Origin of the sequence: Arthrobacter sp. SAFR-023, from assembly GCF_051965295.1 — a bacterium.
Classification (GTDB): Bacteria; Actinomycetota; Actinomycetes; order Actinomycetales; family Micrococcaceae; genus Arthrobacter.
In genome coordinates this window covers 301799-313477 of the sequence record NZ_JBQCMF010000003.1, presented here as the reverse complement: position 1 = coordinate 313477, position 11679 = coordinate 301799, and the positions used below count along the sequence as shown (strand labels likewise).

The window sequence follows — 11679 nt, the reverse complement described above, 5'->3', positions numbered from 1 at the left end:
CAGACGATCTTTATCGACGGCGGAATGACGGTGGTGGTCTGATGACCCACACAACAGAAACAACAACAGACGCAGCAGCAACGGCGGAAACGGCAGCAACGGCAGCGGCGGAAACGGAGCTTCCGGTTTCGGGTCCGGCGGTGGTCGCGCACGCCAAGGGGGACCTGCGGATCGATGACGTCCCGCTGACGGCCCCGGGGCCGGATGAGGCCGTGGTCGAGGTGCTGTATGGCGGGATTTGCGGGTCGGACCTGCATTACTGGCTGCACGGCGCGGCGGGCGAGTCGATCCTGAAGGCGCCCCTGGTGCTGGGCCATGAGATCAGCGGCCGGGTGGTCAGGGCCGCCGCGGACGGTTCCGGCCCGGGAGCGGGGACGCCGGTGGCGGTGCACCCGGCCACCCCGGGCCCTGGCACGGGCCCGGACGCGCCGCGGTATCCGGCGGACCGGCCGAACCTGTCCCCGGGGTGCACGTATCTGGGTTCCGCGGCGAGGTTCCCGCACACGGACGGTGCGTTCAGCCGGTACGTGAACCTGCCGGTCCGGATGCTCCGGGCCCTCCCGGAGACCCTGGACCTGCGCACCGCGGCTTTGATCGAACCGGCGTCGGTGGCCTGGCACGCGGTGGCCCGGGCCGGGGACGTGGCCGGCAAGACCGCGCTCGTGATCGGGTCCGGCCCGATCGGGGCGTTGGTGGTCGCGGTCCTCAAACGCGCCGGGGCGGCCCGGATCGTCGCGGTCGACATGCATGCCAAACCGTTGGAGATCGCCACGGCGGTGGGCGCGGACGAGGTCCTGAACGCCGCCGATGGTGAGGCGATCGCCAGGGTGCAGGCCGACGTCGTGATTGAATCCTCCGGGAACCACCACGGCCTGGCCTCCGCGATCCAGGGCGCGGCCCGGGGCGGGACCGTGGTCATGGTCGGGCTGCTGCCCACCGGAGCGCAGCCGGTCCTGATCTCCCTGGCCATCACCCGGGAACTGGACCTCAAAGGCTCGTTCCGGTTCAACGACGAAATCGACGAGGTCATCACCGCCCTCGCCGACGGCACCCTCACCATCGACCCGGTCATCACCCACGACTACCTCGTCACCGACGCCCTCGAAGCCTTCGACACCGCCCGCAACTCCGCCCAATCCGGGAAAGTCCTCCTCAACTTCGCCGGCTAAACCGAGCCACAGCTAAACGGAGTTAGGCTGAGTGCTGGCGCGGCTGCAGGGGAACGAAAACCCTCGGCTGCTCCACCCAGACGGGCTCCATTTCCGAGATGGTACGGCGCATGATCCTGCTCGACGCCTCGCGGGCCTCCGCTGCATTACCCCCATAGATGGCTTCGGCCACATCGAGGTGCCACTGCAGAGTGAGGTCCCGGGGCCGGTCGGGCATGAGACCGTGCACCGTGCGCCCCGTCAGGGTTTCGGCCACCTGGCCCACGAGGTTGGCAAACATCTCGTTGCCGGAGCCGCTGAGCAGCAGGGAGTGGAACTGGATGTCCAGTTCCAGGAAACGCGGCACGTCGCCGGCCTGGCCGGCGTCGCGCATCGCCAGGGCCACGTCGAGCAGTTCCTGCCGCAGGTCCTGCGGCGCATTCGCCGCTGCGAGTTCGGCGGCCACGGGCTCGACGGCGGAGCGCAGTTCCGCGAGGGACCGCAGCTGGGCACCGCGCCCTTCCCCGGCCAGCCGCCAACGGATCACGAGCGGATCGAACGGGTTCCAGCGGTGCGCCGGCAGGACCTTGATGCCCACGCGCTTGGTGGTCTCCACCAGGCCCAGCGACTGCAGCACGCGGACAGCTTCCCGGATAACAGACCGGGATACCTGCAGTTCGTCCTCCAACTGCTCCGCCAGCATCACATGCCCTGGCGGGAGGCTGCCGTCGACGATTCTGGTACCCAGGTGCTCGACGGCACGGTGGTGGAGGCTGGTTGACATAGTGGTAAGCATAATCGGGCCGGAAGGCTTTGTTCCCAGCAACCGGAAGAGTCTGGACGCCGCGGGAGAGGCACGTCATAGACTTTTTATGGCGCGGCTGGCGTCCAAGGAGTGGTCACCCGCTTTCGCACTCGTCCCCGAATATATATGCTTTATTCACAGCCCACTTTTCTCAAGGCGTGTTCCGCGGCACCCGCGGGATGCAATGCACATATGTTGCACACACTGAAATGGAGTTTTTGATGTCAGCACACATCGGTGTCACCGGCCTCGCGGTGATGGGCGCCAACCTCGCCCGCAACCTGGCCCGCAACGGCTTCACCGTTGCCCTCCACAACCGCTCGGTCGAAAAGACCGACGCCCTCCTGGAGAAGCACGGCACGGACGGCGACTTCGTGCGCACCGAAACGCTGCAGGAGCTGGTGGACTCCCTGGAGAAGCCGCGCCGCGTGCTCATCATGGTCAAGGCCGGCAAGCCGGTTGACGCCGTCATCGACCAGCTCGTTCCGCTGCTGGAACCGGGCGACATCGTGATCGACGCCGGCAACTCGCACTACGAGGACACCCGCCGCCGGGAATCCGCGCTGGCCGAGAAGGACCTGCACTTCGTGGGCGTAGGCGTCTCCGGCGGTGAGGAAGGCGCACTCAACGGCCCGTCCATCATGCCCGGCGGCTCCAAGGAGTCCTACGACGCCCTCGGCCCGCTGCTGGAAAAGATCTCCGCCAAGGTCGACGGCCAGCCGTGCTGCGCCTGGATCGGCACCGACGGCGCCGGCCACTTCGTCAAGATGGTGCACAACGGCATTGAATACGCCGACATGCAGGTCATCGGCGAGGCGTTCGATCTCCTGCGCTCCGGCGCCGGCATCGAGCCCGCCGAACAGTCCAAGATCTTCGCCGACTGGAACAAGGGCGAGCTTGCCTCCTTCCTGATCGAAATCTCGGCAGAGGTCCTCGGCCACGTGGACGCCAAGACCGGCAAGCCGTTCGTCGACGTCGTCGTGGACGCCGCCGGCCAGAAGGGCACCGGCCGCTGGACGGTCATCTCCGCGCTCGAACTGGGCTCCCCGGTTTCAGGCATCGCCGAGTCTGTTTTCGCCCGCGCCCTGTCCTCCCAGGCGGAGCAGCGCAAGCTCGGCCAGGAACTGCTGGCCGGCGAGGAAATCGCCGTCGAGATCCCGGAAAACTTCGTCGAGGACGTCCGCCAGGCGCTCTACGCCTCCAAGCTGGTCTCCTACGCCCAGGGCCTGGACATGCTGACTTCCTCCGCCAAGGAATACGGCTGGGACCTCAAGCTGGACGAGATCGCCTCGCTGTGGCGCGGCGGCTGCATCATCCGTGCAGAGCTTCTCAAGGAAATCACCAAGGCCTACGCCGCGGAGCAGAAGCCGGCCAACCTGCTGTTTGCCCCGGCCTTCACCAAGGCCATCGCCGAAGCACTCCCGGCCTGGCGCCGCGTGGTGGCCACCGCCGTGCAGCTCGGCATCCCGGTTCCGGTGTTCTCCTCCTCGCTGGCCTACTACGACGGCCTGCGCCGCAAGCGCCTCGCCGCCGCGGTCATCCAGGGCCAGCGCGACCTCTTCGGCGCGCACACCTACGGCCGCGTCGACGCCGAGGGCACGTTCCACACGCTGTGGGGCGAGGACAAGTCCGAGGTCGAGGCAGTGGACACCCACTAGCCACTGCCGCGCATAACGCAGGAACGGCCGGCCCTCCCGGATACTCTGGGAGGAGCCGGCCGTTCGTGCGTCCGGCTCCAGCCGTTTTTGAGGGCGACGCCGATCCGCCCCGTGGCTGGTCCCCTCCAGCCGATTTATCCCGAGGAGTGCCGAGTGTCCCAGCCCGTCGCGATTGTCACCGGAGCCTCCACCGGCATCGGCTTCGAGTCGGCGAAGCTCCTCAGCGCCAAGGGGTTCACCGTCTACGCCGGAGCCAGGCGGGTGGACAGGATGGAACCGCTCAAGGCGTTGGGGATAAGGGTCCTGCCGCTGGACGTCACGGATGACGCGTCCCTGCAGAGCCTGGTGGCCACGGTCACCCGGGAGCAGGGGCGGATCGACGTCCTGGTGAACAATGCCGGGTTCGGCTCCTTCGGTGCGCTGGAGGAGATGGAACTGGCGGAAGGCCGCCGGCAGTTCGACGTGAACGTCTTTGGCCTGGCGCGGATGACGCAGCTGGTCCTGCCCTCAATGCGTGCCGCGGGGAGGGGCAGGATCATCAACATTTCCTCCATCGGAGGCAAGTTCTATGAGCCGCTCGGCACCTGGTACCACGCCACCAAGTTCGCTGTGGAAGGCCTCAGTGATGCGCTGCGGCTGGAACTGAAACCACACGGGATCAGCGTGTCCATCATCGAGCCCGCCAGCACCGTCACCGAGTGGGGCCGCATTGCGGCCGAGGGGCTGCTGGCCGGCTCTGGCGACGGGCCGTACGCGGCCCAGGCCAGGGAGATGGCGGCCGTGCTCGCGTCCACGGGGAGGCCTGCGACGTCCACCCAGCCCCACGTCGTCGCCGGAGCGGTGCTGCAGGCCGCCACCGCTGCCCGTCCCCGGACCCGCTACCCGGTGGGCAGGGGTGCCGCTGCCATCACGGGACTGCGGCGGCTCCTGCCCGACCGGGTCTACGACCTGGCGGTGACGGCGGTGCTGAAGCGCGTGGCCCGCTGAGCCGGCCCGCGCCTAAAAGCACAGCCGCTCCGACGTAAGGGATCAGATCCGGTATTCGATGTAATACTCGGCCGGGTCCACGGCGGGCTTGGTTTCCCGCAGGGCGTCGCGGTGCCGCCAGCTCGCGGGGATGCCGGTGATTATGGACTCCGCCGGGGCGTCCTTGACCACGACTGCGTTCGCCCCCACGGCACTGTCGTTGCCGATGGTGATCGGTCCCAGGACTTTGGCCCCGGCGCCGATGGTCACCCGGTCCCCGATGGTGGGGTGGCGCTTGACCTTCGCGAGGGAGCGGCCGCCGAGAGTGACGCCATGGTAGATCATGACGTCCTCGCCGATTTCGGCCGTTTCGCCGATGACCACGCCCATGCCGTGGTCGATGAAAAAGCGGCGTCCGATCGTGGCACCCGGATGGATTTCGATGCCCGTCAGGAAGCGTGTCAGCTGCGAAATGAGCCGGGCCGGGAACCGCGTGGACGGGTCCTGCCACAGCTTGTGCGTCAGGCGGTGCGCCCAGATGGCGTGCAGCCCGGAGTACGCGAAAAAGTTCTCAAAAGAACCTCGAGCCGCCGGGTCGTGGGACCGGGCGGCGTCGAGGTCTTCCTTAAGTCTTGCGAAGAAACCCACAAAGATCTTTCTACAGGAAACGGAAAGCGGCTGGCTAAGGTCTAGCCCCGGATGTCGTCATAGAGCACGGTGGAGATGTAACGCTCACCGAAGTCGCAGACGACCGCCACGATCAGCTTGCCGGCGTTTTCCGGGCGCTTGGCCAGTTCGAGGGCGCCCCACACGATGGCGCCCGAGGAGATGCCGCCCAGGATGCCTTCCTTGATGCCGAGCTCGCGGGCCACGGCCACCGAGTCCTCCAGGGTGGCGTCGAGGACCTCATCGTAGACGTTGGTGTCCAGGAGTTCCGGGATGAAGTTGGCGCCGAGGCCCTGGATCTTGTGCGGGCCGGGGGCACCGCCGTTCAAAATGGCGGAGTCCTTGGGCTCAACGGCCACGATCTGGACGCCCGGCTTGCGCTCCTTCAGGACCTGCCCGACGCCGGTGATGGTCCCGCCGGTGCCGATGCCGGAGACAAAGATGTCTACCTTGCCGTCGGTGTCGGCCCAGACTTCCTCGGCCGTGGTTTCACGGTGGATCTGCGGGTTGGCCTCGTTGGCGAACTGCTGGGCCCAGATGGAGTTCTCCGTGTTGGCGACGATCTCCTGGGCTTTCTCCACTGCGCCACGCATGCCTTCGGAACCCGGGGTCAGCACGATCTCGGCGCCGAAGGCACGGAGCATCACACGGCGCTCGGTGGACATGGTTTCCGGCATGGTCAGGATGACCTTGTAGCCGCGGGCTGCGCCCACCATGGCCAGGGCGATGCCGGTGTTGCCGGAGGTGCCTTCGACGATGGTTCCGCCCGGCTTCAGCGCGCCGGACTTCTCAGCGGCGTCGATGATTGCGACGCCGATGCGGTCCTTGACGCTGTTGGCCGGGTTGTAGAACTCAAGCTTGACCGCAACGGTGGCGTCCAGGCCTTCCGTCAGGCGGTTGAGCTTGACCAGCGGGGTGCCGCCCACCAGCTGTGTTACATCGTCGTAGATCCGTGCCATGTGTACTTGCGCCTATCTCTCAGGAAGGAATACTTTGGTCAGCCTAACGAGGGGGTCAGCGCCGCTGCTACGCATTAAGCCATGCAGAGTAATATTTCCGGGCCTTGGCCAGCTTCGGGTTAATAATGACCTGGCAATACCCCTGCTCAGGGAACTTGGCGTAGTAGTCCTGGTGGATGTTCTCCGCCGGATAGAACACAGGGAGCCGGCTGACCTCGGTCACAATCGGCCGGGACCAGAGCGCCTGGTTCCGTTCGATCGCCTCCTCGAAGAGGATCTTCTCCTCGGTGGTCTCGTAGAACATTGACGAACGGTACTGCGTGCCGACGTCGTACCCCTGCCGGTTGAGCGTGGTGGGGTCGTGCAGGGCGAAGAACATGTCCAGGATGACCTCGGCCGGGATGACATCCTCATCGAAAGTCACGGCCACCACCTCCGCGTGCCCCGTGGTGCCGGAGCAAACGGAGTAGTAATCCGGGTTGCGCTCATGGCCGCCGGTGTACCCCGAAACCACGGACGTGACGCCCTTCGTTTTCTGGTAGACGGCGTCCAGGCACCAGAAGCAGCCCCCGCCAAGCACAAAAGTTCTCATGTCCTCTTTACTCATGTCCTCTTTAATGGTCAGCGGCCGCCAATGATTCCCTAGCCAACCCTAGGGTCATATACCGGGCACAGGCCAGAGCCGACTGTAGGGTAAAAATATGAGTATGGAACCTGTGAACAGTGACGTTGCAGCGGAACCGGAAGACGCTCCCGACGCCGCGGAGTCACCCGCCGCTGCAACCCTGGGGCAGCTCATGCTGGCCGTGGAGGAACTCTGGCCGGAGTCGCTGGCAGAGTCATGGGACGAGGTGGGCCTCGTGGCCGGCCATCCGTCCGCCGACGTTACGCGCGTCATGTTCGCCGTGGACCCCACCATCGAGGTCATCGACGAGGCTATTGAATGGGGCGCGGAGCTGCTCATCACCCATCACCCCCTGCTCCTCAAGGGGGTCACCTCGGTTGCCGCCAACACCCCCAAAGGCCGGGCCGTCCACCGCCTGATCGAATCCGGAACGGCACTGCTGACGGTCCACACCAACGGCGACTCGGCAGTGGGCGGCGTTTCCGATGTACTGGCCGACGCCCTGGGCCTGGAAAACGTATCGCCACTGACTCCCGCAGCCGACGGTCTTCCGGAGGAAGGCATCGGGCGGGTCGGGGACTTAAGCGAGTCCATGACGCTGGGCGATTTCGCCGCGCGCGTTTTCGGCATCCTCCCGGCCGTGGCGGGAGGGGTGCGCGTGTCCGGGGACAAGGACGGCCTCGTGCAGCGGGTCGCGGTGTGCGGCGGGGCCGGGGATTCCCTCTTTGACGAGGTCCGGGCCAGCAACGCAGACCTGTACGTCACCGCGGACCTGCGCCACCACCCGGCCTCGGAAGCCAGGGAGGCTGCTGTCAATGACCGCCCGTACCTCATCGATGTCTCGCACTTCGCCAGCGAATGGCTGTGGCTCCCGGCCGCGGCCGAAGCGCTGGGCAACGTGCTCGCGGACCAGGGCCTCGACGTCGAAATACGGGTGAGCACCACCAACAGCGATCCATGGGACTTCATCCTCACTCCCGGCTAAGCCTGTCGCGCGAAGTCCATCGCAGGGCCCACGCCGGCGAGGGGCCCGCACCGAGCGCAGCGAGGTTTGGGAGCCGGTGGGGATGCGTAGCGAGGCTGGGGAGCGCGTTAGGCGCTAGAGTCTAGAAAACCCCCAACGGGGGTGCCGGCCGGAGCCGGATGGGATCAAGCGGAGGTATAACGTGGCCAAGGCAGCACCGGCGGAACAATTGAAGTTGCTCGAGCTCCAAGGCTTGGACGCCCGGCTGAAGTCACTGTCCAACCGCCGCCGTGCCCTTGAATCCGATCCCCGGATCACCGATCTTGAGGCCGCCCTCAGCGTGGCCACCGGTGAGCTGGGCGCCGCGAAACTGGCCGTCCACGACGCCGAAGCGGAGCTGAAGCGGGCCGAAGCCGACGTGGAGCAGGTGGCTACCCGCATCGAACGGGACGAGGCAAAGCTCAACAGCGGAACCGGCCTCTCCAAGGACCTCGTCGCCCTGCAGAAGGACATAGCCTCGCTCAACAAGCGCCGTTCAGACCTGGAGGACGTGGAACTCGAGGTCCTCGAGCGGCTGGATGTCCTGCGCGAACGCCAGGCCGCCCAGCAGAGCATCGTGGACGACATCCAGGGTTCATTTGGCGGGATACGTGCCGAGCTCGATGAGCAGATTGCGGAGATCAACGCTGAAGAGACAGTAGTCCGCGGCCAAAGAGCAGAGTTCGCAGCGGGGCTGGACGACGGGATGCTTACGATCTACGAGAAGACGCTGGCCAGGCGCGGAGTAGGCGCGGCGCGGCTCTTCCACGGGACGTCGGAAGGATCGGGCATGCAGCTGAGCCCCGGCGACCTGGCCGAGATCAAGGCCGCCGCCGAGGACGACATCGTGTTCTGCCCGGACTCCGGCTGCATCCTGGTGCGCTCGGCCGAGTGGGTCTGATCGCCTCACCCAACTGACTGGCAGTAGATGTCGTTTTGAGGGCTCAAAACGACATCAAATGCGAGCCAGTTGGGTCAGCCCGGCAGGATGATGTTCAGGGCGTGGGCCTTGCGTGCCGTGCCCGGAACGAGTTCGGCCTGCCACTTCTCGGCCGCGGCCTTCCGCAGCTGCTCGGGGGTTTGCGGGGCCTTGCCCCGCCGTGTCAGCAGGTGCCGGGCCAGCTCGCCCCGGGTGTGCTTGGCGAAGTGGCTGACCACCTTGCGCGTCCCATTGACTTCAGTGAAGACATTGACCGCCACGGTGTCTGCCGGCGGGGGAGTCCAGGCGGCGGCGTACGTGCTGGACCGGCAATCGACCAGCAGCTGGCCGCCGGCCATTCCGCCCAGGGCATCGGTCAGCTGCGGTTTCCAGAATGAGGCGAGGCGTCCGACGTCGGGCAGTGCCGTTGACATGGACAGCCGGTAGGCGGGCACGGAGTCGGCGAACCGGATGGCGCCCCACAGCGCGGAGATGACCAGCACCGATTCATCCGCCCGGCGCCGCTGCGCCGGCGTCATCGACCGGTAGCCCAGGGCGTCGTACAGCACACCCGAATACACCTGGTGCGCCGGGGCCGCCGGTTCGGCGTGGAGCCGGGTGTTGCGTTCGACGTCGATCTTAAGGGAGGCGCCGACGCCCAGCAAGGCGAGGGCGTCCTCATGCGCACTGACCGTCCCCAGCGCGTCGAGCACCTTGGCCCGGTAGGTGTTCAGCCCGGGGAAACTCAACGAAGCCCAGTCCATGGCGTCACCGCGGACGGCCGGAGTCTTGCCTTCGGATGGGGGGAGCAGAATCAGCACCGTACGATCTTACCGGCCGGGTGCGCGCGGGATCAGTCCAGGTGGCGGCCCAGGAAGTCCAGCACGTCCGGGAGGACCGACCGCCAGTACAGGCTGTCGTGGCCGCCGGGCTGAAAGCCTCCCTCCACCCGGCCGGGAAGTCCTGAACGGTACTGGCGCACCGCCGACGCGAGTTCATCCTCAGTGCCGCAGTCGATGCGCTTGGAAATCGCTGCAAGCCGGGGACGGAGCGCGAAAACGTTATTCGCCGCGAAATCAGCCGGGCCGTCGAAGGCGCCCTGCATCCCCGCGTCGTAACTGGACCAGACGGCCGGGCTCATGGCCGCAACGGCGCGGAGCCCGGACACCCTGCCCCGGGACGCCAGGAGGAGGGCGCCGAACCCTCCCATCGACGTGCCGAAGAGGCCGACCCTTCCGAGGTCGAACCCCTGCTCGGCCAGGAACGGCAGGAACTCCAGCACCAGCATCGACTGCGTATCGCTGCCGTCAGCGCGGGCATGCCACCAGGAGTCGCCGCCGTCCACGGCAGCAATCCCAAAGGGCTGGCCGCCGTCGTCCAGATGGCGCTGCAGGGCCTGGTCAGCAACGAGGTCACGCAGTAGCACCTCGCTGCTGCCGCCCAGCCCATGCAGGAAGACCGCCACCGGCAGCACCTGGTTGGCCTGCTCCGGAAGCGGCACCGCCAGGGACCAGTGGGTGGTGGCCGCCGGGCGGAAGCGGGAGCTAAAAGCTCCTGTCCGGGTCGACACGGTGGATGGCAACAGCGCGGACGGGGGCAACGCGGATGGCGACACTGCGGAAGGGAAACCTGACGGGATGGCCGCCGTCGTTGTGGGGCGGGGAACCGGCGGAGGCGGTGCCGTGCAGGCTGACGAGCCGGCTGCCGTCAGGCCGGCAGCGATTCCTGCCAGCTGCAGCATGCGTCGGCGTGGGAAGGACGGCTGGTCCATTTCCCGATCTTAGACCCGGGAACCGGCGCGTGTCCGGCACCGCAGGAAAGCCCGTAAACTGGACTCCGGATGGGTTGACCAGGCGGCCGCGCGTCACGCAAGTGGCTCGAGGAACGTCCGGGCTCCACAGGGCAGGGTGGTGGGTAACGCCCACTCGGGGTAACCCGCAGGCCAGTGCCACAGAAAACAGACCGCCCGCGTCGCGCCGATTTGAAAGCGGCACGAAGCAGGTAAGGGTGAAACGGTGGTGTAAGAGACCACCAGCTTCCCGGGTGACCGGGAAGGCTAGGTAAACCCCACCCGGAGCAAGGCCAGACAGGACACGTTTGAGGGCTGCCCGCCCGAGTGTCCGGGTAGGCCGCTGGAGGGCGCCGGCAACGGCGTTCGTAGATGGATGGCCGCTACTCCCGTGCCGGCAACGGCTCGGGAGCACAGAACCCGGCGTATCGGTCAACCCATCCACTTACTTAGGCGTTCTGCCCCGGAATCTAGGGGTAGAACGCCTATTTTGTAGGGTTTCAGCAGTATCTGTTCGGGGCTGATCGGGGTTGATAAATGGCCACATGCCGGAGCCGTTTGCCCCTCAAATGCCCCTGAAGATTCCCCTACTCGGGAAGGAAACCGGGGAGCCTCTTGCCCCACCGGACCTGGCGCAGATTCTCCGGGCACTGATGGAACTCCATGATGTCCCACTCCGACGCCGTCAGGCGCCTAACGTTGTCCGTCGGCAACCATGCTGCGTGGAAGTGCCCGTCGTCGTCGGCCCACCGCACGTGGACCTGCTCAGCGCTCCACCGGGACGCCTCACCGTAAACCTGCACACTCCCGCCGTCGGCCAGTGGCACCGCAGCCTCGACCCGCGGCCAGTGCGGGTACTCCCACGACTTGATCAAGTGGAGGCGCACCGGACCGGCCGGCGCCTGGTAGTCGTAGGTGACGCCATCCTGGGTGAACGTGGGCATAGGCCCAATATAGTGACCCCGCCCGATCATGCCGGACAGCATCCTCGCCACCGCGGCAGCATCCACTTTCACCATGCTCGGCACCATACGTGCCGGGGCGGACAACACAAGAGAGCCCCGCGCCACCCTAGGGCAGCGCGGGGCTCTATTGATCCGGGAGTTACGTTCAGCGAGTCTGTGCGTATGCGCTCCCCACA

General features: G+C 66.6%; 12 protein-coding genes and 1 other RNA gene. 6 read left to right on the top strand and 7 right to left on the bottom strand.

Annotated elements, in window-relative coordinates:
• Window positions 1–41 precede the first annotated feature (41 nt).
• Window positions 42–1169 (top strand): L-idonate 5-dehydrogenase, encoded by a 1128-nt coding sequence (locus ACTHQX_RS05850; protein WP_440155837.1) that lies wholly within the window; start codon window positions 42–44, stop codon window positions 1167–1169.
• Window positions 1170–1191: 22 nt separating this feature from the next.
• Here the strand turns inward: ACTHQX_RS05850 and ACTHQX_RS05845 are convergent, their stop codons facing one another.
• A complete protein-coding gene (locus ACTHQX_RS05845) occupies window positions 1192–1932 on the bottom strand; it encodes a FadR/GntR family transcriptional regulator (protein ID WP_440155839.1) in 741 nt (246 codons plus the stop codon).
• A 242-nt stretch (window positions 1933–2174) separates the two neighbouring features.
• Here ACTHQX_RS05845 and gndA point away from each other — a divergent pair, with 242 nt between their 5' ends.
• Complete coding sequence (gene gndA, locus ACTHQX_RS05840) at window positions 2175–3611, top strand: NADP-dependent phosphogluconate dehydrogenase (protein ID WP_102972232.1); 1437 nt, start codon at window positions 2175–2177, stop codon at window positions 3609–3611.
• 153 nt (window positions 3612–3764) lie between these two features.
• Window positions 3765–4598 (top strand): oxidoreductase, encoded by an 834-nt coding sequence (locus ACTHQX_RS05835; protein ID WP_440155841.1) that lies wholly within the window; start codon window positions 3765–3767, stop codon window positions 4596–4598.
• A gap of 42 nt (window positions 4599–4640) precedes the next feature.
• On the opposite strand, the gene epsC is transcribed toward ACTHQX_RS05835, so the two are convergent.
• From epsC to msrA, 3 genes are all read right to left on the bottom strand, one after another.
• Entirely contained in the window at window positions 4641–5225 is a 585-nt protein-coding gene (gene epsC / locus ACTHQX_RS05830) for a serine O-acetyltransferase EpsC (RefSeq protein ID WP_236803723.1), read from the bottom strand.
• 41 nt (window positions 5226–5266) lie between these two features.
• Complete coding sequence (gene cysK, locus ACTHQX_RS05825) at window positions 5267–6202, bottom strand: cysteine synthase A (RefSeq protein WP_440155843.1); 936 nt, start codon at window positions 6200–6202, stop codon at window positions 5267–5269.
• Between the two features lie 67 nt (window positions 6203–6269).
• Window positions 6270–6794, bottom strand: a complete 525-nt coding sequence (msrA, locus tag ACTHQX_RS05820; RefSeq protein WP_440155844.1) for a peptide-methionine (S)-S-oxide reductase MsrA — start codon at window positions 6792–6794, stop codon at window positions 6270–6272.
• 115 nt (window positions 6795–6909) lie between these two features.
• Between msrA and ACTHQX_RS05815 the strand changes: the two genes are divergently transcribed.
• Entirely contained in the window at window positions 6910–7812 is a 903-nt protein-coding gene (locus ACTHQX_RS05815) for a Nif3-like dinuclear metal center hexameric protein (protein WP_440156186.1), read from the top strand.
• A gap of 181 nt (window positions 7813–7993) precedes the next feature.
• The gene (locus ACTHQX_RS05810) at window positions 7994–8731 is read left to right on the top strand and encodes a zinc ribbon domain-containing protein (protein WP_440155845.1); all 738 of its coding nucleotides are present in this window, start codon (window positions 7994–7996) and stop codon (window positions 8729–8731) included.
• A 74-nt stretch (window positions 8732–8805) separates the two neighbouring features.
• Here the strand turns inward: ACTHQX_RS05810 and ACTHQX_RS05805 are convergent, their stop codons facing one another.
• Together ACTHQX_RS05805 and ACTHQX_RS05800 are read right to left on the bottom strand one after the other, a co-directional pair.
• Window positions 8806–9570 (bottom strand): YaaA family protein, encoded by a 765-nt coding sequence (locus ACTHQX_RS05805; protein WP_440155846.1) that lies wholly within the window; start codon window positions 9568–9570, stop codon window positions 8806–8808.
• Between the two features lie 32 nt (window positions 9571–9602).
• Complete coding sequence (locus ACTHQX_RS05800; protein ID WP_440155848.1) at window positions 9603–10520, bottom strand: alpha/beta hydrolase; 918 nt, start codon at window positions 10518–10520, stop codon at window positions 9603–9605.
• Between the two features lie 70 nt (window positions 10521–10590).
• Between ACTHQX_RS05800 and rnpB the strand changes: the two genes are divergently transcribed.
• Window positions 10591–10982: RNase P RNA component class A (gene rnpB, locus ACTHQX_RS05795), an RNA gene on the top strand.
• A 143-nt stretch (window positions 10983–11125) separates the two neighbouring features.
• Here rnpB and ACTHQX_RS05790 read toward each other — a convergent pair.
• The gene (locus tag ACTHQX_RS05790) at window positions 11126–11482 is read right to left on the bottom strand and encodes a hypothetical protein (RefSeq protein ID WP_440155849.1); all 357 of its coding nucleotides are present in this window, start codon (window positions 11480–11482) and stop codon (window positions 11126–11128) included.
• Window positions 11483–11679: the final 197 nt, after the last annotated feature.